The sequence below is a fragment of the Nocardiopsis metallicus genome, from assembly GCF_014201115.1.
Taxonomy (GTDB): domain Bacteria; phylum Actinomycetota; class Actinomycetes; order Streptosporangiales; family Streptosporangiaceae; genus Nocardiopsis; species Nocardiopsis metallicus.
Genome location: NZ_JACHDO010000001.1, coordinates 74,842 through 96,712 on the forward strand (window position 1 = coordinate 74,842; position 21,871 = coordinate 96,712).

The following is a 21,871-nucleotide window of genomic DNA, read 5'->3' on the forward strand; positions in this document are numbered from 1 at the left end:
GATGTTGTCAGGACTCTGCGTAATTATCGAGAGGGCATCCAGTCAAAAATCGGACATGAAGTAACCAAATGCATGCATAGGGCGAGACGGGTCAGTCGAGGAGAGCGGCCATCAGAAGATGGGCGGCGGATCACCGGCTACTCCGCGGACGGTCACCGCTCGGTCACCGCTCGGTCACCAGAAGCACTCACCCTGAGGTAGCAGTCGGCCAGTCCACGCGTACTTGGGAGGCTCGGTGCACCACCGCATCGGATTCGTACTCGGAGCCGTATCACTCTCGTTGGCAGTCGGATCGGGTTCCGCGCTCGCGGCCCCGGCCGCCGAACAAGCGGACACCACAGCCGAGGCCACCGCTGAGGCCACCGCCGAAAGGGTGCCCCACAAGGCTGGCGCTCTTCTTCCCCAACAGCTGCCGCCGTCCCGCCCCCTCATAGCGGTCGCCCACCGGGGTGCCTCCGGGTACGCGCCCGAGAACACCCTCGCCGCGATCGACGAGGCGTACCGGCTCGGCGCACAGACCGTGGAGGTGGACGTCCAGCTCACCTCCGACGACCACCTCGTGCTCATGCACGACACCCGGCTCGACCGCACCACCGACGCCGCCGAGGTCTTCCCCGGGCGCGCCTCCTACGACCTCGCCGACTTCACGCTCGCCGAGATCCAGCGCCTGGACGCCGGGTCGTCCTTCAGCGACGACTTCGCGGGCGAGCCCGTACCGCTCCTGGGCGAGGCCCTGGACCGCCTGCACTCCTACGACATGAACCTCCTCCTCGAAATCAAGAAGCCCGAGCTCTACCCGGGCATCGAGCACCAGATCTCCGTGGAACTGGCCAGACGACCGCACTGGCTGGTCCCGAACGCGCCGGGCGAACCCTTCCGGCTCGTGGTACAGAGCTTCGACTGGGACTCCACCCGGGTCTCGAAGGGGCTCCTGCCCTCGATCCCGCACGCGCTGCTCGGGCGCGTTCCGGAAGCGGAGATCGGCCAGTACACCTGGGCGCACATGATCAACCCCAACCACACCACCATCGACGCCGACTACGTCGGCGCGGTGCACGAGGCGGGGCTGGAGATCATGCCGTACACGATCAACGACCCCGCGAGGATGCGCCAGGTCCTGGAGATGGGTGTGGACGGATTCATCACGGACTTCCCGGACGTGGGACAGGAAGCCATCGCGGAGTTCCTCGCCGGGACCTCGGCCGCGGCTCGGGAGTACGCGGCGCAGCGGGCGCAGGAGCAGGAACTGGCGCAGGAGGAGGATCCGGAACTGGAGCTGGCGCAGGAGGAGGACCCGGAACCGGAGCTGGCGCAGCAGCAGGACCTCGAACTGGTGCCGAACTAGCCTGCCCGCCATCGGACCCGCCCGCACCGCCAGGCGGGTCCCGCTCCTGCAGGGAGTCGAATTCCGGACCTCTGGCAGGGTGCTTTCCAGTGCGCCCAATGGGATGATCAATGGCGAACCGAAGCCCCATCAGGAAGCGGAGACCACGTGAGCGACCGGCTTTCCATCCCCCAGGAAATCGTGGACTGGCGCACCAAGGGCCTGTGGTGGCCGGGTGGGCCCGTCACCCTCGACGAGTTCGCCGCGCGGGGGGACCACCTGTTTGCCGGTCCGTTCACCTGGCCGCTCATGGTGCTGCGCGCCTCCGCGCTGGACCGTAACATCGCCGCGCTGGCCGAGTTCACCGAACGCCACCGACTGCTGTTCGCCCCGCACGGCAAGACCGCCATGTCACCCGTGCTCACCCAGCGCCAGCTCGACGCGGGGGCCTGGGGGATCACCGCCGCCACCGCCAACCAGGTCCTGGACTTCCGGCGGTTCGGCGTGAACCGGATCCTGCTGGCCAACGAACTCCTCGACCCCAAGGTCCTGCGCTGGGTGGCGGCCGAACTCGACGCCGACCCCGGCTTCGAATTCCTCTTCTACGCGGACTCCTCGGAAGGGGTGTCCGTGGCCTCTCAGGCGGTCGAGCGCGATGGCGGCCGCCCGCTCCGGGTGATGGTGGAGCGCGGCACCCCCGGAGGTAGGACCGGCTGCCGAACCCGCGATCAGGTCCTGGACGTGGCCCGTGAGGTCGTGCGCGCCCCGGGCCTCGAACTAGCAGGGGTCGCCGGTTACGAGGGCTCCCTCGGCGACGCAGAAGGGGTCCGCGGCTTCCTGAACGACCTGCTCGGCGACTCCGTCGCGCTCGCCACCGAACACCACCTGGAGCGCCCGGTGCTCTCCGTGGGCGGCAGCGCGTGGTTCGACGTGGTCGCCGAGGAGATCGGGGGCCGCGAAGACGTCCTGCCGATCCTGCGCAGCGGTGCCTACGTCGCCCACGACGACGGCCTGTACCGGCGGACGACCCCGTACAACCGACTGCCCGAAGGCGGCGACGCCCTCGCCGGAGCCCTGGAACTCTGGGCTCAGGTCACCTCCACCCCCGAGCCCGGACTGGCGATCGCCGCGATGGGCCGCCGCGAGGCCAACTTCGACCAGGGGTTCCCGATCCCCCGCCTCCTCCGCCGCGCGGACGACACCGTGGTCCCGGCAGACGGAGTGGAGGTCACCAACCTCAACGACCACCACGCCTACCTGACTATCCCCGGCAACCTTTCCGTGCGCCCCGGCGACCTGCTCTCCTTCGGTATCTCGCACCCGTGCACGGCCTTCGACCGCTGGCAGGTCATCCCGGTGGTGGACGACGAGTACCGCGTGAGAGAGGCGATCGCGACCTACTTCTAGCTTCCATCGAAGAGAACGGCCCGGGGAGGGCACGTGGACGCGGAGCGCTGGACCGTCGACTTCTGGCTGGACCCTGCCTGTCCCCTGACGTGGCTCACCGCCCGCTGGATCCGCGCGGTCGCCGAGCACCGACCACTGGAGGTCCGCTGGCGCACCATGAGTCTGTCCATCCTCAACGAGGACAAGGAAGTCGACCCCGAGGGGGACGAGGACGGGTACCTGTGGATCCCGGCCCGGATCTGCGCCGCGGTACAGACCGAACACGGCCACGAGGCAGTCGGGAGTTTCCACCGCGCCCTGTGGACCACGCCGGAAGGCGACACCCGTGAGTGGATCGACGACCCGAAGCAGGCGCTCGCCCGAGCAGGCCTTCCCCAGCACCTGGCCGAAGCGGGCTGGGACGCCGACAGCGACCACGCGCTGCGCTCCTCACACGAGGAAGCGATGCGGTCGGTCGAGGGGGATGTCGGCACGCCCGTCCTCGCGCTCACCGGCCCTCAACCCACAGGCAGGGAACCCCGGCGAGCCTTCTTCGGTCCGGTGGTGGACACCGCCCCGGACCAACGGGACGCACTCCGCCTCTGGGAAGGCGTCCTCCTGCTGTCTGGAGTCCCGAACTTCCGCGAACTGAAGCGCTGAGCCTGGCAGATCAGGGCTGGAACTGGAACCGGGGCCCTGGGCTTGCTGGGGTGCGATCGTCACGGGGGTTCAGGGGAGGTGTCGTGACCGGTCACGCGTGCCATCGGACCAGGGGCGGCGAGGGCTGGGGGCAGCGTCGTGGTCCTGGCTCTGGGAAGCCAGGGCGTCCGTAACCTGCGCCTGGGGGTGGTCCGCTGCTTCCGAAACCCCTTCATTCCCGGTGATCTTGCTACCAGGAGCGAGTTCGGCGCCGAACTCGCTCCTGGTAGCAAGATCATCTTCGAAACCAGGGGCCGAAACCGGGCTCGGGGCCCAGGGGCAGAACCCCGGGGCCCCGGACCCGGCCCAGAGTTTCCGCTTCGGTCTTCAGCCCTCAGTGCTCAGCCTGGACATCAGCCCTCAGCCGGCGGCGTGCCCTTGTTCCGGGGGTGCCTCGTCGGGGTAGTAGCCCCAGCCGTGGACGCCGGGGCGGGTGTGCCAGGGGCGGGGGCCGTCCAGAGGGCGGTACTCGACCCCCGCCGCGTCCAGGCGGCCGAGGTGGTGCTTCAGGCGGGGCTCGAATTCGGTGAAGTCGCGCTCGCCCTCGGACCAGACCTTCTCGGCGAAAGCGGTCAGGCGGGGGAAGACCATGTAGTCCAGCTTGCGCTGGGAGTCGATGTGCTCGCTCCACAGGTTGACCTGGGCGCCGAGGACGTGCTGGGACTCCTCCTCGGTGAGGTCGGCGGGGACCGGCTCGCTCTCGTAGACGTCCTCGACCCGCAGCAGAGTACCGACGGGGACCGGTTCGTCCGGGCTGTCGGACTGCTTGTAGTCCAGGTAGGAACTGGCCGTGGGGGCCATGACCACGTCGTGCCCGGCGCGGGCGGCCGCGATGCCGCCCTCCTCGCCGCGCCACGACATCACGGTGGCTCCCGGGGCGAGACCCCCTTCCAGGATCTCGTCCCAGCCCAGCAGGCGGCGGCCGCGCTTGGTGAGGTGGTCGTCCAGCTGTCGGATGAACCAGCTCTGCAGCTCGTCCTCGTCGGCCAGCCCCTCCTCTCTGATTCTTTGCTGGGCGGAGGCGCTGTTCTTCCACTGGGTCTTGGGGCACTCGTCCCCGCCCACGTGGATGTACGTGCTGGGGAACAGCTCGATCAGCTCGTCGAAGACGTTCTTGTAGAACTCCAGGACGTTGTCGGTGACCGCGAGCACCTCGTCGAAGACGCCCCACTGGGTGCCGACCGGGATCTCGCCGACCTCGCCCAACTCCGGGTAGGCGTGGATGGCCGCCTGCGAGTGGCCGGGAACGTCGATCTCCGGGACCACCGCCACGTGCCGGGCATCCGCGTATGCCACGATCTCGCGGATGTCGTCCTGGGTGAGGAACCCTCCGTGCGGGCGCCCGTCGAAGACCGGTGGCCTACTGGTGCCCACCTGGCTCTCGGTGCGCCAGGAGGCGGCCTCGGTCAGCTTCGGATAGCGGCGGATCTCGACCCGCCACCCCTGGTCGTCGGTCAGGTGCAGGTGCAGCACGTTGAGCTTGTGCAGCGCGAGCAGGTCGATGAAGCGCAGGATCTCGCGCTTGGGCTGGAAGTGCCGGGCGATGTCCAGCATGGCGCCGCGCCATCGGAAGCGCGGGGCGTCGGTGATGCTCACCGCTGGCAGCCGCCACTCCGCACCGCCCAGGGGGGTACTGCGGTAGGCGTCGGCGGGCAGTAGCTGGCGCAGGGTCTGTACCCCGTAGAACACCCCGGCGGGCTCGTTGCCGACCACGATCACGCCCGCGGAGTCGATGATCAGGCGGTAGCCCTCCCGGCCGAGCCCGGCCCCGGGGTCGACGCTCAGCCGGATCTGGGCGTCCTCCTCGTCGCCGGCGGCCAGCGGCAGCCCGGTGGCGGCGCCGAGTTCACGCTGCAGCCAGACGAGGGTGCCCTGCGCCTCGCGGTCGGCGGAGACCCGGGTGGCGGTGGTCAGCGTCAGGCCGCCAGGGCCCTCGCTCGTCACCTCCAAGGGGCGGGGAACCAGGGAGAGGGGGTCGGGGTGGGATTTCTCAGGCACGGGTAACTGCTCCTATCCGGTCTAGACCAATCCCGGACATAATGCCATGTCCAGGAACGCCAGGCACAGAGCCGAGGAGCAATCGGTCTCTCTGTCTCCCCCCCCCGTTCAGGGTCATCCGATACTCACGCTTGACCCTCGAAGGCTCTTATCGCACCCGCCTTCGAGGCGGACGTGGGAACAGAGGACGGATTCCCACGGCGCCGAATCCGGGGGCGCGCAGCGTCCGCACCGGGTGCTCGCCCAACCTTCGAGGTAGTGGAAGCGCTACGGGTAAGACGGGGGGTGGCGTTATCGCCGGAGCGCGCTTCCCGTCCGTACTGTTTTGCCCATACCCGGTTCCGGAGCGAACGCGGGTGAGGGCCGAGTGTCGGGGGAAACGGCGATGCGGGGATCAGAGGAGAGCGCTTCAGCGGGTACGGGGCGGGGTCTTTGATGCTGTTGTCCGTGTTCATCGCCGTGGCGGGAGCCTTCACCCTGGCGCTCGGTTCGGCCCTGCAGGAGCGCGACGCGGTACGGGCCCCCGGCCGACAGGTGGCGCGGGCGGGTTTCCTCCTCCACCTGCTGCGGCAGCCCCGGTGGCTGATCGGGAGCGGCGCCGCCGTGCTGGGGGCCTGCCTCCACCTGATCGCCCTGAGCGGCGCCCCGCTCACCATCATCCAGCCGATCGGCGTCACCGGGCTGTTGTTCGCGATCGTGCTGTCCGCCGCCTTCAACCGGCAACGGGTCCGCGTCTCGCAGATCCTGGCCGGGATCGCCGTGATGGTCGGCCTGGTCGGTGTCCTGGTGGCGTTCCCGCACGGCACGGACCTGCCCGTCCTGTCCACCGGGACGGCCCTGTGGCTGGCCGGGGGAGTGGCCGCGGCCGGACTCGCGGTGTACCTGACGGCGCACTGGATGCCCAGCGGCATGCGCGCCCTCATGCTCGCGGCGGCGGGCGGCGCCGCGCTCGGCACGACCTCGGGGCTGGCCCGGGTGATCACCGCCAACGCCGTCCAGGACCCGCTCCACATCTTCAGCTGGCTGACCCTCCTGGCCGGGGTCACCGCGGTCTTCGGTGCCCTGCTGCTCCAGAACGCCTACCGCACCGGCCACTTCGCCGCCGCCTACGCGACCCTGCTGATCGCCGATCCGGTGGTCGGGGTGGGCATCGGCGCCCTCCTGCTCGGTGAGGGGGTCCCCGACACTCCGGTCGAGCAGGTCGGGGCGGCCCTCTTCGCGCTCCTGGCCTTCGCGGGCACGGTCGCTCTGGCCCGGTCGCGGCACCGCAACCCCGAGGCGGACGGCGGTCCGGCGTTCACCGTCGGCGTCTCCACCAGCCGCACTCGCTGAACGAAGGAGTTCCCACATGTCACGGCCGAACCGCCCGCTGAGCGTTCTGATCGCCTCGGACACCTACCCGCCCGACGTCAACGGGGCGGGCTACTTCACCTCCCGTCTGGCGGAGGGTCTGGCCGAACGCGGGCACCGGGTGCACGTGGTGTGCCCCTCAGCGGAGGGCGCCCCCCGCGTGGCGTTCAACGGCCGCGTCACCGAACACCGCCTGCGCTCGGCCCCCATCCCCTTCCAGCCGAGCATGCGGGCGGCGCTGCCCCTGGGCATGGGCGGGCACATCGACCGCGTCCTGCGGCGTCTGGACCCGGACGTGGTCCACGTGCAGAGCCACTTCCCACTCAGCCGCTCGGCTCTGCGCAGAGGGAGGGCCGCGGGGGTGCCGGTCGTGCTCACCAACCACTTCATGCCGGACAACCTGTACGCGCACGCCCGGGTACCGCGTTCGATGCAGCGGGCCGCGGGCGCCCTGGCCTGGCGGGACATGATCCGGGTGGCCGCCGAGGCCGACCACGTGACCACCCCGACCCCGCGCGCCGCCGAGCTCCTGCGCGAGCAGGGGTTCGCCGGTGAGGTCGAAGCGATCTCGTGCGGGATCGACCTGGAGCGCTTCCACCCCCGATCCCGCCCCCAGGACCGCGCCGCAGCCCGGGCCGGGCTGCGGCTGCCCGACCGCGACACCGTGGTCTTCGTGGGACGTCTGGACGAGGAGAAGCGCATCGACGACACGATCCGGGCACTGGCGCGGATCGTGCCCGAGCGGGACGCGCAGCTGGCACTGGCCGGGACGGGGCAGCGCGAGGGGGAGCTGCGCGCGCTCGCCGCCGGGCTGGGCGTGGCCGATCGGGTGTTCTTCCTGGGATTCGTGCCAGACGAGGACCTGCCGCTGGTGTACGCGGCCGGTGACGCCTTCGCCATCGCGAGCGTGGCCGAACTCCAGAGCATCGCCACGCTGGAGGCGATGTCCACGGGGCTGCCGGTGGTGGCCGCCGACGCGATGGCGCTGCCGCACCTGGTGGCGCAGGGCGGCAACGGCTTCCTCTTCCCCGCAGGGGACCCGCTGCTCCTGGCCGACCGTCTGCTGACCGTGCTGGGTCCGCCGCGGATCCGCGAGCAGCTGGGGCGGGCGAGCCGGGAGATCGCGCTGGAGCACGACCACCACCGTTCGCTGGAGCGGTTCGAGGCGGTCTACACCCGGGTCCGGGGGCGAGGCACGGTTCGCCCGGCGGTCGAACGGGTCGTGGTCGCCTAGGGACTTGTTGCAAAAAGTCCCTTTTGGCCACTTTCCGTATTCTTTGCGTAGCGATCGGTGATGTTGGGGCGCTTCGGGAAAGACCAGAGACTGTGTGGTTCGAAGGCATTAGCGGACAAGCCGGCGTCGGCCGGATCGCCCGGGGCGGAAACGCCACCGAGGGCCTCACGGATCGGCTGGTCAGTGCCGAACGTGAGGCGGGGTTCCATGAGCGTGACATGTCGTCGTTCGAACGTGAACGCATCGACCTGGAGCACCGGGTGACCCGGATGGAGGCCGAGCTCGAGTCCCTGCGCAAGAGAAGACTGGAAGCCTACGCGCGCTGGTGGAACGCCCGCGACGACCGCGACCGAGCTCGCCATGTCTGTCGCAAGCTCCGCCGCAAGATCGACAAGGTGCGCCGACGGAGAAACGACACGTGACCGGTACCGCCCAAGGCCGCCGGAAACACCCGACCGAACACCCGATGTGGCCCGCTCCGACCGGAGGCGGGCCACAGCTCTTTCCTGCTCTCCCCTTCTCCGGCTCCTCCTGCCCCGCTACTCCTCCTGCCCCGCTACCTCGGCCCCTGGACGCGCGGAGAGGTGGGGCTGAGCTCCTCCTCAACACTGCGCGCGGCGTCGCGCAGGGCCGACAGGGTCACCTGCACGGCCGGGCGCCGTAGCGAGGCCGGGCGCAGTACCGCGTAGACGTGCCGCTCCGGTGAGGAGGGCAGCGGCCGGTACACCAGTCCCGCCGGGGCGCCCACCATGGCCAGGGCCGGGACCGCCGCGATCCCGATGCCCCGGGACACCAGGCTCAGGATCGTGCCCAGGCCCTCGAACTCCCACGCGGCCGCGGGCAGCCCGCCCACCTCAGCGAACAGCTTCTCCGTGCCGTAACGCGAGCGCTCTCCCTCCGGTGCCACGATCCACGACTCTCCCAGCAGCTGGTCCAGCACCAGCGGCACGTTCCCGTCGGCCAGCCGGTGCTCCTCCGGAACCGCCAGCACCATGGGGTCCCGCAGCAGGTGCACGTGGCGCAGGCCGCTGTCCGGCCCCCGGCCCGGGTGCTGGCCGGTCCAGTCGTCGACCAGGGCGATGTCCACCTCCCGGGAGCGCACCTTCTGGGTGCCGGTCGCCAGCAGGGTCTGCCGCAGGACCAGCTGCATGCCCTCGTGGCTGCGCAGGGGAGGAGCCAGCAGCGGGGCGAAGGCCACCGCCGCCGTGGGGAAGGCCGTGACGGTCACCACCCCCAGGGCGATGTTCGACTGCTCGGCGAGCACCGACTCGGTCGCCTCCACCAGTGCCAGGATCTCCTCGGCCTGGTTCACCAACAACTGGCCGGCGTCGGTCAGCTCGGCCCCCCGCGGTGAGCGGTCCAGGAGCGCGACCCCCGTCTCCCGTTCGAGCGTGGCGAGCTGCTGGGAGACGGCCGAAGGCGTGTAGCCCAGGGCGTTCGCGGTCGCGACGATGGTGCCGCGAGCGCTGAACTCGCGGAGGAGCTGAAGGCGGCGAAGATCGAGCATAAGGACATCTTATGCTCAGCATCGAAAAGACTCGCTTGTACTGATGGAAGTTCATGGGCAGGGTGGTGGGTGAAAGGTCACCAGCTGGACACGACCCCAGCTCAACCGGTGGCCGGCGCCCAACGAAGAGCCGGAGATGAGTCATCCATGACCGTCACTGTGTCCGCTACCCTCGCTGTCAACGAAGCCCTCGAAGCCAAGCGCCGCCAGGGAGTGCGCGTGCTGCCGCTCGGGTTCGGTGAGGCCGGTCTGCCGGTGCACCCGGTCATGCGGGACCAGCTCACGGCGGGCAACGGGGCCAACGCCTACGGGCCCGTCGCCGGTTCGACCGACCTGCGCGAGGCGGCCGCCGGGTACTGGAGCCGACGGGGCCTACCCACCGACCCCGACACGGTCATCGCCGGCCCCGGCAGCAAGCCCCTTCTCTACAGCCTTCTTCTCGAGATCGGCGGCGACACCGCCATCGCCGCGCCCAGCTGGGTCAGCTACGCCGCGCAGAGCCGTCTGGCGGGCCAGCGCCCGGTCATGGTGCCGACCGCCACCGGCCAGGGCGGCGTACCCCAGCCGGACCTGCTGCACGCCGCCGTCACCGCCGCCCGCGAGCAGGGCCGCACCGTCAACGCCGTGGTCGTCACCGTCCCGGACAACCCGACCGGGACCGTCGCCGAAGCCGAGACCGTGCGCCGCCTGGCCGAGGTCGCCCGCGAGCTCGACCTGCTCGTCATCTCCGACGAGATCTACCGCGACCTCGTCCACGTGGACGCGCGCGGCGCGGACCGCGCCGTCGTGCACAGCCCCGCCGAGTACGCACCCGAGCGCACCGTCATCTCCACCGGCCTGAGCAAGAACCTCGCCCTGGGCGGCTGGCGGATCGGCGTCCTGCGCCTGCCCGACTCCGAGATCGGTCGGCGCCTGCGCGGCGGTCTGCTCGGCGTGGCCAGCGAGATCTGGTCCAGCCCGGCCGCGCCGGTCCAGCAGGCGGCCGCGCACGCCTTCACCGAACCCGCCGAGCTGCGCGACCACATCGACCGCAGCCGCCGCCTGCACGGCATCGTCGCCTCAGCCGTCGCCGGCGTCTTCTCCCGGGCCGGGGCCGCCGTCGCCGCCCCGAGCGCGGCCTTCTACCTCTACCCGGACTTCGAGCCGGTCCGCGAGCGCCTGGCCACCCTGCACGGGGTGACCACCGGACCAGAGCTCACCGGGCTCCTGCTGGAGCGGTACGGCATGGGCGTGCTGCCCGCCGTGGAGTTCGGCGAGAGCCCCGCCGCCCTGCGCATGCGGGTGGCCACCAGCCTCCTGTACGGGGACACCGAGGACAAGCGGTACGCGGCGCTGTCCGCCGAGGACCCGCTGGCCCTGCCGTGGATCCGCGCCCACCTGGACCGGCTCACCGAGGTTCTGGGGTCGCTGCTCGCCGAGGCGCCCAGCACGGTGATCCCGGCCCCGAAGACGGTCGCCCAGCCGGTGCACTGACCGGGCTACCCCACATACGTGCCCGTCTCTCGAATACGGGGTGAGGCGGTCACCATCGACGGGACCCTCCCTATCTCTCCCAGGGAGGGTCCCGTTATACGTTCCCCACCCGCTCCCGGCGCGCCGCCGCCAGCTCGTGGCTGGGAGCGATCACCGCGCGGTAGTGCTCCACCAGCTCCGAGTTGACCGAGTCCCAGGTCCGGTGCGCCACCGACGACCGGGCCTGTGCCGCCATCCGCGCACGCACCTCGCCGTTGTGCGCGAGCCGGCCGACCGCCACCCGTAGCTCCCGGACCGAGTCCGGCGCGTACAGCAGCCCGTTGTGTCCGTCGTTGACCAGGTCCATCGGGCCGCCCGCTGCCGGGGCCACCACGGGCACCCCCGAGGCCAGCGCCTCCTGTACGGCCTGGCAGAAGGTCTCGTCCGCGCCGGTGTGCACGAACACGTCCAGGGCGGCGTACAGGCGCGACAGGTCCGCCCCGGTGCGCTGACCGGTGAAGACGGCGTCGGGCACCAGTCGGCGCAGCCGGGCCCGGTCCGGACCGTCCCCGACCACCACCAGGCGGATGTTGCGCAGTTTGGCCACCTGGGCGAGCAGGTCCACACGCTTGTCCCGGGACAGGCGGCCCACGTAGCCCACGATCGCCTCACCGTTGGGGGCCCACCTGCTGCGCAGCTCCTCGGAACGGTGGTCGGGGGAGAAGCGCACGGTGTCCACACCGCGCCGCCACAGGTCGAGCCGGGGGAACCCCCGGCCGGACAGGGCCTCCATGGTGGCGGAGGAGGGCACCAGAGTGCGGTCCACGGCGGAGTGGATCCGGTGCAGCAGGGACCAGAGCGCCTCGGAGCCGGGCAGGCCGTAGCGCCCGACGAAGCCCGGCAGGTCGGTCTGGAAGGCCGCCACGGTCGGCAGCGCCCACCTGCGCGCCACGTCCACCGCCGTCGCGCCGAAGAGCGCGGGGGAGGCCAGGTGGAGCACGTCGGGGGCGAAGGCGCGGATCGCGGCGGTCATCGTCCGCCGGGCCGGCAGGCCCATGGCGAAGTCGCGGTAGACGGGCAGGGGGAGTGCGGGCATCCGTAGGACGGGGAAGCCCGCGTACGAGGAAGGTCCGTGACCGGGGGCCAGGACGAGGGCCTGGTGGCCTTCGGCGGCGAGGTGTTCCAGGATTCGGCAAACGGAGTTGGTGACTCCGTTGACCTGAGGGAGGAAGGACTCGGTCACGATCGCCACGCGCAGTGGCGGGCGGTGGAGGGTGAGCGGGGATGCGGGGGACATGCGAGGGCTCCCAACGCCGAGGTCTTGCTGCCTCTGACGCTAGGGTCGGTGAATGAACCCGGATCGCCGTGCGGGAGAACCGCGCCCGAAGGGCTGACGCGGGTTGGTCGATCAGGTGGTGACACCGCCGCACGGCCAACTGACCGCCGGGTGACTCCGGGATGGCTATGATCGCTTTATGTAATCAAATGCGCACCCTAAGGAGTCATTCGGTGACCCTCGTGGAATGGTCCGAGCTGGTCCGCGCCGAGTTGGAGCTCGCCGGAACCGACCCGCTCCAAAAGCCCGACGTCGACCGCATCCTCGATCTGGCCCGCGATGCCGCGCACTCCGTGGCCAGGCCCGCGGCGCCGCTCACCACCTACCTGCTCGGGGTGGCGGTGGGGCGGGGGGCCGACCCGCAGGCCGCCGCCGCGGCGCTCAGCAGACTCGCACTGGCCCAGGGGGAGGAACCACCCCAGGGGCAGGAGAACTGACCGGTTCAGGGCACCCTGAAGAAAACATTGCATGACGCAACGTTCATGTGGATCACATGTGATTCATTCGTTACGCACCAGTGTCATTCTTTGCCGATATCGTGCGGCTTTTACCATTGCCAACGTAATTCCGGGGACGTTGGTTCCCCTGTTTCTCCAATGACTTCCTCGGCCCCACACACTCATCGAAAGGGAGATCCCCTGTGGACCAACTCCTGGAGATGGCTGACATCCTCAACGGAATCATCTGGGGACCCTTCGTCCTCATTCCGTTGCTGCTCGGTGTCGGCGTCTACCTCACCATTCGTCTCAGGCTCCTCCAGCTGCTCCGCCTGCCGCACGCGCTGTGGCTGGCCCTGGTCCGCCGCAAGGAGGACCCGTCCGTCGAGGGCGACATCTCGCACTACCAGGCACTGAGCACCGCACTCGCGGCCACCGTCGGTGTCGGTAACATCGCGGGCGCCGCGCTGGCCATCGGTATCGGCGGCCCCGGCGCGCTGTTCTGGATGTGGGTCATCGGCATCTTCGGAATGGCCACCAAGTACAGCGAGGCCCTGCTGGGCGTGAAGTACCGCCGCACCGACGCCAAGGGCGAGCAGAGCGGCGGCCCGATGTACTACCTGAAGTACGGGATCAAGGGGGGCCTCGGGACCTTCCTCGGTGTCTCCTTCGCGATCTTCGGTGCCATCGCCGCCTTCGGCATCGGCAACGGCACCCAGGCCAACACCGTCGCCCAGCAGGTGAACAGCGTCACCGGCGTCGCCCCGTGGATCATCGGCCTGGTCCTGATGGTGCTGGCCGGGGCCGTCATCCTCGGTGGCATCAAGAGCATCGGTCGGGTCACCTCGGCCCTGGTGCCGATCATGATCGTCGGCTACGTCAGCATCTGTCTGATCGTGCTCGCCACCAACTGGGCCGCGCTGCTCCCCGCCTTCCAGCTGGTCTTCGCGTCCGCCTTCACCGGAACCTCGGCCACCGGCGGTTTCGTCGGCGCGGGTGTCATGCTCGCCATCCAGATGGGCTTCGCCCGAGGCATCTTCTCCAACGAGTCCGGCCTGGGCACCGGTGGTATCGCGGCCGCCGCGGCCAAGACCACCCAGCCGGTCCGTCAGGCCATGGTCTCGATGACCCAGACCTTCATCGACACCATCATCGTGGTCAGCATGACCTGCCTGGTCATCATCACCACCGGGGTGTGGCAGGTGGAGGAGCCCGAGGACGGCTCGCTGCTCACCTCGCAGGCCATGACCGAGGGGCTGGGCGCGATCAGCCCCGGGCTCGGTACGGCCGGGGCCTACATCGTGGCGTTGTCCGTCGCGGTGTTCGCCTTCAGCACCCTGCTCGGCTGGGCCTACTACGGCGAGCGGTGTGTGGAGTTCCTGGGCGGCCGCACCTTCGTGCTGCCCTACCGGCTGGTGTTCATCGGCGTCATCTTCGTCGGCTCGGTGGCCACTCTGGACTCGGTCTGGCTGTTCAGCGACATCGCCAACGGCCTGATGGCTCTGCCGAACCTGATCGGCCTGATCCTGCTGGCTCCGATCATCTCCGCCGAGACCCGGAAGTTCTTCGCTCATCCGGACTGGCGGAACCCGGACGTCATGATGGACGACGTACGGGGTTGAGCCACACGTCTGTCCGTTCACGGGGTGGATGAGGAGGGGGACCGGCCGGACAGGCCGGTCCCCCTCATGCTGCTTCTGTTGCTACCAGAGGTGGCTGTGCCCTTTACCACCAGAGGTGGCTGTGCCCTTCACCACCAGAGGTGGCTGTGCCCTTCACCACCAGAGGTGGAAATGATGAACAGGGCCCTGGCCGCCGCCCGCGTCGATGTCGTCCGCGCGGCGCAGGGCCTCGGTGAGGTAGGCCTTGGCGTCCGCCACCGCGGTGACCGTGTCCGGTCGCTGCGGGAGCAGGGCGGCGATCGATGAGGACAGGGTGCAGCCGGTGCCGTGGGTGTTGCGGGTGTCCACCCGCCCGGCGCGGAACTCCACCGGCTCCGACTCCCCGTCCACCAGCAGGTCCACGCTCTCCTCGCCCGGCAGGTGCCCGCCCTTCAACAGGACCCGGCGCGGTCCCAGTTCCAGGAGGCGTTCCGCCTGGTCGCGCATCTCCTTGAGGCTGGTGGCCTCGGCCGTGCCGAGCAGGTCGGCGGCCTCGGGCAGGTTCGGGGTGATCAGGTCCGCGCGCGGCAGCAGCTCGGTGCGCAGGGCCTCGATCGCCGAGCTCTGCAGCAGCCGGTCGCCGCTCTTGGCCACCATCACCGGGTCCACGACCACGTTCGGCAGCTCGTAGCGGTCCACGGCGGCCGCGACCGCCTCGGTGACCTCGGAGGTGGACAGCATCCCCACCTTGACCGCGTGCACGGTCGCGTCGGTGAACAGGGTGTCCATCTGGTCGGTGACGAACGAGGCGGGAACCGCGTGCACCCCGGTGACCCCTCGGGTGGACTGGGCGGTCAACGCCGTCACCACGGTCATCCCGAAGACCCCGTGCGCGGAGAACGACTTCAGGTCGGCCTGGATGCCGGCGCCCCCGCTGGGGTCGCTGCCGGCGATGGACACGACGTTGTACGCGCTCATTGGCGTTCCTTCGCTAGTACGAACTAGGGCAGGTTCGACGGGTGTGCTCTCAGCCGGGAGAACTCTCTCCGGCACCCCGCGCCGCCGGGGCCTCGCGGCCCCGGCCTCGATGTTCGTTTGTGGTGTTTTCGACTGTAACGGACGGTCTTCCGGGTCGAAGCTAGACGGGGGTGCTGTGCGTCAGGACCTCGTCCTCGCGCTGGAGCCGCTTGCGTCGCTCCCACACGATCGCGGCGACGACGACGGCGAAACCGAACACCATCAGCGCGACCGTCACCGGTACGTCGGTGGGCGCGAGGATTTCCCGCTCCTCGTTCTGCCAGGGCCACAGGGCGCGCAGGGACCCCGCCATCAGTCCGGTGAGGACCACCAGGGTCATGTGGTGGAAGTTCTCCAGCAGGTACTGGAGGATCTTCACGAAGACGGCCAGGCCCGTGATCATGCCGAGGGCGAAGGTGCCCAGGTAGACGAAGTCCAGGCTCGCCACCGCGTCCTTGGTCGGCGTGTACAGGCCGACGGTCAGCAGGATGAAGGAACCCGACATGCCCGGCAGGACCAGGGCGCAGATGGCCACCGAGGCCACGAGGAAGACCACAGCCGGGTGGGTGGGCAGGTCGGCGCCGGGAAGGCCGGTGAGGAAGAAGGTCAGGGCGGCGAAGGCCAGGGCCAGCAGGTAGTGTCCCGCGCGCCAGGTGCGCCCCGCACCGGTGTAGGGGATCCACAGGCAGGCGAGTACGAGACCGAAGAAGACGGCGTAGGCGTACTGGGTGTACTCCTCGACCAGCGGAGCGATGAGCAGGAGCGCCATCACCAGGGCCACGGCCATACCGATGAGCGCGGGCACCAGAACCGGCCAGTCCACCTGGCGGAACTGCTCCATGGCCCGGTCCTTGCCGCGACCCCGCGGTACGTCGGTGACGTAGCGCTTGATCCCGCTGACCACGTGGCCCGCGCCGCCGATGAGCTTGTCGTAGAGGCCGACGATCAGAGCGACCGTGCCGCCGCTGATACCGGGCAGCGCCTCGGAGGTGCCGACGGCCCCGCCGCGCACCGCGTTGAAGATGTAGGAGCCTACTGACTTGGCCATGTTGTCGGGCGCGGCCCCGGTGGAGTCCCGGGAGAGGGCGCCGTCCTCCGTCCTGATGGGGCCGCCGGTCCCGTTTCCACGGCTGACCGGCGGTCAAAGGGGTGCTGTTGTGCGCGGGTCGCCAGGACGACCGTCATCCGGTCCGATGCCCGGGCCCGCGCCGATGTTCGCCGCCCGGGCCGCGTGGAGGGGGAGGAGAGCCGTCAGGCCCCGGGCCGGGCAGCGCCAAGTCTAGCGTCGTTCGACGAAGCCAAACGCGTTTGAGCACCCCAAAAAACAGGGTTTCGGTCGGTCAGGGGTGGGTTAGATCCTTGGTCCGAAAAAGAAACCCGGCCGGAGGCCTCAGCTCCGGGCGGAACCGGACAGCGGGGAGGCCGTGGACTCCGTGGTCTGACCGGCCACCGACGCGGCCCACCGGTAGTCCTGTTTGCCCACCGCGGTGCGCCGCACCCGGTCCACGAAGTGCACGGTGCGGGGCACCTTGAACCCGGCCAGGCGGATCCGGCAGTGCGACCGCAGCGCGTCCTCGTCCGGGGCGGCGTCCCGGGCCAGCGACACCAGCGCCGTCACCCGCTGGCCGAGCGTCTCGTCCGGCGAGGGCACCACGATCACGTCCTCGACCGACGGGTGGGCCTTGAGGACGGCCTCCACCTCCTCGGGGTACACCTTCTCCCCGGCGGTGTTGATCACCACGCTGCCCCGGCCGAGCAGCACGATCGAGCCGTCCGCGGCCCGCGTGCCGTAGTCGCCGGACAGCGCCCAGCGCCGCCCCTCGGGATCGGTGGGGAAGGTGCGCGCGGTGGCGATCGGGTCGTTGTAGTAGCCCAGCGGGATCCGCCCGGTGCGCGCGATCCGGCCGACCTCGGCCGACCCCGGCGGCAGCGGCCGCAGTGAGCCGTCGAGCACGGAGATGCTGCCGCCCATGGTGAAGCTGCGCCGGTCGGCGGAGGCGGTGACGGGCTCCTCGGCGGCGCTGTCCTTCGTGTCCGGGGCGGTGGCCGAACCGCACACGCCCGTCTCCGAACCCCCGTAGGCGTCGGCCAGGGCGACGTCCTCGCGCCAGGCCCGCCACAGCCCGCGCACCGCCGGGGTGAGCGGAGTGCCGCCCGAGCGCACCGAGGTGAGTTCGGGGCACAGGTCGGGCTCGGTCAGCAGGTGCCGGGCCAACGGGCGCGCCATCGCGTCACCCACCAGCTGCACCGCGTGCACGCCCTCCCGGTGCACCAGCTCCAGCACCCGGTCCGGGCGGAAACTGCGGTCCGTGGACAGCACGACGCGCTTGCCGCACAGCAGCATGCTCAGCGCGTTCCACTGTCCGGCCGCGTGCATCAGCGGGCCGAGCACCAGCATCCGCTGCGGGAAGCATGCGGCGGCGCGGTCGGCCACGTCCTGCGGGGTCCGGGCGCGCGGGGTGCCCGGGGCGCGCCGCTCCACGGCGGCGCGGAAGATGTCCGCCTGACGCCACAGCACACCCTTCGGGTAGCCCGTGGTGCCGCCGGTGTAGAGCAGGTAGTGGTCCTCGCCGCTGGTCTCGGGGAGCCGCACCGGTCCCTCGACTCCGTCGGAGCCCGGACCATCCGTGTCCTGCGCGGCGAGCGCGTCTTCGTAGTCCGCGCCGCCGAGTGAGGCCTCACGCTCCGAACCGTCCTCCAACAGCAGCACGTGCCGCAGCCGGGGCAGGTCGGGCAGGACCGCCGTCACCGTCCTGGCCAGGGAGTCCTCGGCGATCAGGGCCACCGCGTGAGAGTCCGAGAGCACGTGCCGCAGCTCGCCCGCCACGTACCGGTAGTTGACGTTCACCGGTACCGCGCCCGCGCGCAGCACACCCAGGAACGACTCCACCCACTCGGCGCGGTTGAACGACAGGATCGCCACGTTCTCACCTGGGCGCACACCGGCCGAGACCAGGTGCCGGGCCAGCCGGGTGGAACGGTCGTCCAGGGCGCGGTAGGTGAGCCGCCGGGGACCGGCGACCAGCGCGATCCGCTCCGGGACGGCGTCGGTCACCGCCGCCATGAGGTTGGCGAGGGAGAAGGGGGTGTCCGGGGACGCGTGAGGACGCACGTCTGATGACCTCCCTGACGATGGTGAACGGCCGTCCTCGGCGCATCGGGCTCGCGGCGGCTGTAGCTGGTTAGGAGCGAACGTACCCTTCAGGGACCACCTCGATCGCCGCAGGGGCTGTGTACCGCGTCACCTGCGTAACCGTCCCCCGTCGCCCCCCGCCGCGGACCGGCCCGACAGTGCCCGCTCAGCGCGGGTGCGGGTCGGGATGACGCGTGGATTTCGGGCCCGGGCGCCGAGCGGTGATCTCCGCCACCCCTTGTGTGCTCACCGGATCATCTGCTCAACTCTTGGGGATCCCGCCGCGGGGGCTCTACCGGGCTCCACGGTGGGTATCTACTGTCTGACATCGGTCAATGGTGATCGGAGCGGCTAGATGACCACCCAGAATCTGGGACAGCAGGACTCCGTCGGAAACCCCGGCGGACAGGGACTCTCCAGCGCGGACCACATCGAACTCGCACAGTCGAGGTCCGCACACAACTACTCACCCCTGCCCGTGGTGATCGCCGAGGGCCGTGGAGCCTGGGTGACCGACGTGGAGGGAAAGAAGTACCTCGACTGTCTGGCCGGGTACTCGGCCATGAACTTCGGCCACCACAACCCGGACCTCCTCACGGCCGCGCACGCCCAGCTCGACCGGGTGACGCTGACCAGCCGTGCCTTCTACAACGACCAGTTCGGCCCGTGGGTGAGCGCCCTCGCCGACATGGTCGGCAAGCAGAAGGTCCTGCCGATGAACACCGGCGCCGAGGCGGTGGAGACCGGCATCAAGGTGGCCCGCAAGTGGGGCTACGAGGTCAAGGGCGTCGAGGAGAACCAGGCGACCATCGTCGTGGCCGGGGCCAACTTCCACGGCCGCACCACCACGATCATCTCCTTCTCCTCGGACAGCGAGGCGAAGACGGGTTTCGGTCCCTACACGCCGGGCTTCCGCTCGGTGGCCTACGGGGACGCGAAGGCCATCGAGGAGGCCATCGACCACACCACGGTGGCCGTGCTCATCGAACCGGTGCAGGGTGAGGCGGGCGTGATCGTGCCGCCCGAGGACTACCTGCCCAGGGTCCGCGAGATCTGCGACGCCAACCGGGTGCTGTTCATCGCCGACGAGGTGCAGTCGGGCCTGGGACGCACGGGCACGATCCGTGCCTGCGAGCACACCGGTGTCGTTCCGGACGCCTACCTGTTCGGCAAGGCGCTGGGCGGCGGCATCCTGCCGGTCTCGGCGATGGTGGCGGACGAGGACGTCCTCGGCGTCATCCAGCCCGGCCAGCACGGCAGCACCTTCGGCGGCAACCCGCTCGCCGGGGCGGTGGGTTCGACGGTCGTCCGGATGCTGACCGAGGGCCCCTACCTGGAGAACGCCCGCAAGCTGGGCGAGGTGCTCCGGCGTCGGCTGGACGAGTTCGTCGGCGACGGGGTGGTGTCGGCGCGCAGCATCGGCCTGTGGGCGGGGGTGGACGTGGACCCCGAACTGGCTTCGGGCAAGGAGCTGTGCAAGCGCCTGGCCGAGCACGGGGTCCTGGTCAAGGACACGCACGGGTCGACCGTACGGATGTCCCCGCCGCTGGTGATCAGCGAGGAGGACCTCAACTGGGGTCTGGACCGCTTCGCCGAGGTCATCGCCGAGCTCAAGGCCCAGAAACGGTAGAAGGCCCGGTAGCGGTAGCGCGTACCGCCGCACACGGGCGGTAGCGGGACGACGGAGCCCCGCCCGGATCCGATCCGGGCGGGGCCTGCGTTTGAGCCCTGTGTCCCGGCCCCGGGTCACTCGCGCCAGAACGGCTGGTGCGCCACACCGCTCGGGCCGGGCACGACCTCCAGGTGGAACCGGTCGAGCAGCTCGCCGAACGCTCTTGCGGGGCTCTGGCCCTCGTCAGCGGCGATCCCGCCACTGGAGACGCTGAAGTTCTGGACCCTCAGCAGCTGGGTCACGTGTCCCTCCTGTGCTGTTGACACCAGGACCGGCCCTCCGGGCCGGGAGAACCCGTCGCCGGGGCGGGCGCGTCCGCCCTAGGAGTCGGCGCCGTCGTCCTCGTCCTCATCGTCCTCGGCGGCGGGATCAGCGTCCTCGTCGGCACTGTCCCCCTCTGGGCCGTCCCCGTCGGGTTCGGTGCCGGGCACGACGTTGGCCGGGTCCAGGGGGCCGCCGAGCTCGGTGTACAGCACGTCGGAGTCGACCCTCTCCAGGGTCTCCCTGGAGGTGAACAGCACGCGTTCGGGGCCCTCCTCGATCTGCAGGCGCACGCGCTCGGCGATGGAGCGCTGACCCTGGGCGGTCGGGTGGAAACTCGCCCGGTCCACCCGCAGGCCCTCACCCAACTGGCCGAGGACGATGCCGTTCAGCCAGGAGTCGTCCTCACTGACCTCGTGCCCCTTCAGCGCGGTGAAGACGTTGACGAACTCCGCGCTGCCGACCTGCCGGGTGCCGTATATGTCGCCGTCCACCTGGTAGACGGTGTCCCGGATCCGGTCGTTGAACCGCTGGGCCACGGTGTTCAGCCACAGCTGGTCGCTCTGGGAGAGCGTGTAGTACATGCCGGGCGGTTCCTCGGGGAAGAGCCGGGGGTAGCCCAGCACCAGCACGCGGGCGTCCGGTGCGCGGTCGCGGATGTCGGTGAGCACCTTGGTGAGGGTCTCCTCGAAGGCGTCCATCTTCTCGTCGACCTCGTCCTCCTGGTCCGTGCAGGCGGTCCGCTCCAGGAGCGGCATCCGCACGATGCAGGTGCGCAGGACGGGGATGAAACCGAGGTCGTTGCCGCCGATGCCGACGGTCACCAGCGAGGTGTGCTCGGTGACCCGCTCGAGCTGGGATTCGGGGGTGCCGACCTGGCTGAGCATGTCCGAGCCCTTGTGGCCGCTGCACGCGTAGAAGCCCAGCGAACCCTCGAAGGAGAACTCCTGCTCGATGAGGTTGGCGTAGGCGTGCTCGGAACGCCAGCACTCACCGGGTTCGGCGGTGCCCTCCTCGTAGTCGCCCGCGCCGTCGCCGGAGGAGTAGGAATCGCCCAGGGCCACGTAGTTGCCCCACAGAGCGGCCTCCTCCGGTTCCATCCGGACCCGCCAGTCCTCCTCCTCTTCCTCCGTGATCGGGGGGAGGGGTTCGGCGGGGCACACACCGCCGGTGGTGTCGCACCACAGGCGCAGGAGGGCGTCGCGGCTCGTGGGCACGGCGAGGGTGACCACCAGTGCGAGGACCAGGACGGCCGCGGTGACCAGGGTGACGCGGGCACGGCGGCGGCGCTTGGGGGACTTCTTCTTCCCCTTCTTCCCGATCGCCGTGGCACCGGTTCCGGGGGCCGGAGACTCGCCCTCCGAACCCTGCTCCAGGGGGTCCTGAGGGTCTTGGGGCTCGCGGGGGTCACCATCACGCGCTGACACGGTCGCCTACCGCCTCCCAGATCCGCGGGCGTGCGGG

At 70.3% G+C, this 21,871-nt stretch carries 18 protein-coding genes and 1 riboswitch; of the genes, 10 read left to right on the plus strand and 8 right to left on the minus strand.

Annotated features, from left to right (window positions below; translation table 11 throughout):
• Positions 1–280: 280 nt before the first annotated feature.
• The 3 genes from HNR07_RS00310 to HNR07_RS00320 all read left to right on the plus strand — a co-directional run bounded on the left by HNR07_RS00310 (position 281) and on the right by HNR07_RS00320 (position 3,370).
• Entirely contained in the window at positions 281–1,345 is a 1,065-nt protein-coding gene (locus tag HNR07_RS00310) for a glycerophosphodiester phosphodiesterase (RefSeq protein WP_184360341.1), read from the plus strand.
• Between the two features lie 147 nt (positions 1,346–1,492).
• Complete coding sequence (locus HNR07_RS00315; RefSeq protein WP_184360344.1) at positions 1,493–2,731, plus strand: alanine racemase; 1,239 nt, start codon at positions 1,493–1,495, stop codon at positions 2,729–2,731.
• Positions 2,732–2,764: 33 nt separating this feature from the next.
• Positions 2,765–3,370, plus strand: coding sequence for a mycothiol-dependent nitroreductase Rv2466c family protein (locus tag HNR07_RS00320; RefSeq protein ID WP_184360347.1), 606 nt, complete (start codon positions 2,765–2,767; stop codon positions 3,368–3,370).
• A 399-nt stretch (positions 3,371–3,769) separates the two neighbouring features.
• Here HNR07_RS00320 and HNR07_RS00325 read toward each other — a convergent pair whose 3' ends face one another.
• Positions 3,770–5,407, minus strand: a complete 1,638-nt coding sequence (locus tag HNR07_RS00325) for a beta-N-acetylhexosaminidase (protein WP_312893498.1) — start codon at positions 5,405–5,407, stop codon at positions 3,770–3,772.
• Positions 5,408–5,842: 435 nt separating this feature from the next.
• Here HNR07_RS00325 and HNR07_RS00330 point away from each other — a divergent pair, with 435 nt between their 5' ends.
• The 3 genes from HNR07_RS00330 to HNR07_RS00340 all read left to right on the plus strand — a co-directional run bounded on the left by HNR07_RS00330 (position 5,843) and on the right by HNR07_RS00340 (position 8,413).
• Positions 5,843–6,739 (plus strand): DMT family transporter, encoded by an 897-nt coding sequence (locus HNR07_RS00330; RefSeq protein WP_184360351.1) that lies wholly within the window; start codon positions 5,843–5,845, stop codon positions 6,737–6,739.
• A 16-nt stretch (positions 6,740–6,755) separates the two neighbouring features.
• Positions 6,756–7,991, plus strand: a complete 1,236-nt coding sequence (locus HNR07_RS00335) for a glycosyltransferase (protein ID WP_184360354.1) — start codon at positions 6,756–6,758, stop codon at positions 7,989–7,991.
• Positions 7,992–8,083: 92 nt separating this feature from the next.
• Entirely contained in the window at positions 8,084–8,413 is a 330-nt protein-coding gene (locus tag HNR07_RS00340; RefSeq protein WP_017579492.1) for a hypothetical protein, read from the plus strand.
• A gap of 134 nt (positions 8,414–8,547) precedes the next feature.
• On the opposite strand, the gene HNR07_RS00345 is transcribed toward HNR07_RS00340, so the two are convergent.
• A complete protein-coding gene (locus HNR07_RS00345) occupies positions 8,548–9,498 on the minus strand; it encodes a LysR family transcriptional regulator (RefSeq protein ID WP_184360357.1) in 951 nt (316 codons plus the stop codon).
• 147 nt (positions 9,499–9,645) lie between these two features.
• On the opposite strand from HNR07_RS00345, the gene HNR07_RS00350 reads away from it, so the two are divergent.
• The gene (locus HNR07_RS00350; protein ID WP_184360360.1) at positions 9,646–10,971 is read left to right on the plus strand and encodes a pyridoxal phosphate-dependent aminotransferase; all 1,326 of its coding nucleotides are present in this window, start codon (positions 9,646–9,648) and stop codon (positions 10,969–10,971) included.
• Positions 10,972–11,065: 94 nt separating this feature from the next.
• On the opposite strand, the gene HNR07_RS00355 is transcribed toward HNR07_RS00350, so the two are convergent.
• Positions 11,066–12,247, minus strand: coding sequence for a glycosyltransferase family 4 protein (locus tag HNR07_RS00355; RefSeq protein ID WP_184360364.1), 1,182 nt, complete (start codon positions 12,245–12,247; stop codon positions 11,066–11,068).
• A 212-nt stretch (positions 12,248–12,459) separates the two neighbouring features.
• Between HNR07_RS00355 and HNR07_RS00360 the strand changes: the two genes are divergently transcribed.
• Both HNR07_RS00360 and HNR07_RS00365 read left to right on the plus strand, forming a co-directional pair.
• Positions 12,460–12,723: a DUF6457 domain-containing protein gene (locus HNR07_RS00360; RefSeq protein ID WP_184360367.1), complete on the plus strand. Its 264-nt coding sequence runs from the start codon at positions 12,460–12,462 to the stop codon at positions 12,721–12,723.
• A gap of 203 nt (positions 12,724–12,926) precedes the next feature.
• On the plus strand, positions 12,927–14,345 hold the full coding sequence (locus HNR07_RS00365; RefSeq protein ID WP_184360370.1) for an alanine/glycine:cation symporter family protein: 1,419 nt from the start codon (positions 12,927–12,929) through the stop codon (positions 14,343–14,345).
• 153 nt (positions 14,346–14,498) lie between these two features.
• Here the strand turns inward: HNR07_RS00365 and thiD are convergent, their stop codons facing one another.
• From thiD to HNR07_RS00380, 3 genes are all read right to left on the minus strand, one after another.
• Positions 14,499–15,302, minus strand: a complete 804-nt coding sequence (gene thiD, locus HNR07_RS00370) for a bifunctional hydroxymethylpyrimidine kinase/phosphomethylpyrimidine kinase (RefSeq protein WP_184360373.1) — start codon at positions 15,300–15,302, stop codon at positions 14,499–14,501.
• A riboswitch (TPP riboswitch) is annotated at positions 15,291–15,391 on the minus strand. It overlaps the preceding gene by 12 nt.
• Before the next feature lie 71 nt (positions 15,392–15,462).
• Positions 15,463–16,389: a DUF368 domain-containing protein gene (locus HNR07_RS00375; RefSeq protein WP_184360376.1), complete on the minus strand. Its 927-nt coding sequence runs from the start codon at positions 16,387–16,389 to the stop codon at positions 15,463–15,465.
• 342 nt (positions 16,390–16,731) lie between these two features.
• Positions 16,732–18,453, minus strand: coding sequence for an acyl-CoA synthetase (locus HNR07_RS00380; RefSeq protein WP_184360379.1), 1,722 nt, complete (start codon positions 18,451–18,453; stop codon positions 16,732–16,734).
• Between the two features lie 376 nt (positions 18,454–18,829).
• Here HNR07_RS00380 and rocD point away from each other — a divergent pair, with 376 nt between their 5' ends.
• Complete coding sequence (gene rocD, locus HNR07_RS00385; RefSeq protein ID WP_184360382.1) at positions 18,830–20,104, plus strand: ornithine--oxo-acid transaminase; 1,275 nt, start codon at positions 18,830–18,832, stop codon at positions 20,102–20,104.
• Between the two features lie 116 nt (positions 20,105–20,220).
• Here rocD and HNR07_RS34555 read toward each other — a convergent pair whose 3' ends face one another.
• On the minus strand, positions 20,221–20,388 hold the full coding sequence (locus HNR07_RS34555; RefSeq protein ID WP_246420012.1) for a hypothetical protein: 168 nt from the start codon (positions 20,386–20,388) through the stop codon (positions 20,221–20,223).
• Between the two features lie 78 nt (positions 20,389–20,466).
• A complete protein-coding gene (locus HNR07_RS00395) occupies positions 20,467–21,834 on the minus strand; it encodes an SGNH/GDSL hydrolase family protein (protein WP_184360385.1) in 1,368 nt (455 codons plus the stop codon).
• Positions 21,835–21,871 lie beyond the last annotated feature (37 nt).

Excerpts from the sequence above, each read along its gene's own strand:
- HNR07_RS00345 (WP_184360357.1), bottom strand. The coding sequence starts at position 9,498 with ATGCTCGATCTTCGCCGCCTTCAGCTCCTCCGCGAGTTCAGCGCTCGC.
- HNR07_RS00355 (WP_184360364.1), bottom strand. The coding sequence starts at position 12,247 with ATGTCCCCCGCATCCCCGCTCACCCTCCACCGCCCGCCACTGCGCGTG.
- HNR07_RS00350 (WP_184360360.1), top strand. The coding sequence starts at position 9,646 with ATGACCGTCACTGTGTCCGCTACCCTCGCTGTCAACGAAGCCCTCGAA.
- HNR07_RS00375 (WP_184360376.1), bottom strand. The coding sequence starts at position 16,389 with ATGGCCAAGTCAGTAGGCTCCTACATCTTCAACGCGGTGCGCGGCGGG.
- thiD (WP_184360373.1), bottom strand. The coding sequence starts at position 15,302 with ATGAGCGCGTACAACGTCGTGTCCATCGCCGGCAGCGACCCCAGCGGG.
- rocD (WP_184360382.1), top strand. The coding sequence starts at position 18,830 with ATGACCACCCAGAATCTGGGACAGCAGGACTCCGTCGGAAACCCCGGC.
- HNR07_RS00330 (WP_184360351.1), top strand. The coding sequence starts at position 5,843 with ATGCTGTTGTCCGTGTTCATCGCCGTGGCGGGAGCCTTCACCCTGGCG.
- HNR07_RS00335 (WP_184360354.1), top strand. The coding sequence starts at position 6,756 with ATGTCACGGCCGAACCGCCCGCTGAGCGTTCTGATCGCCTCGGACACC.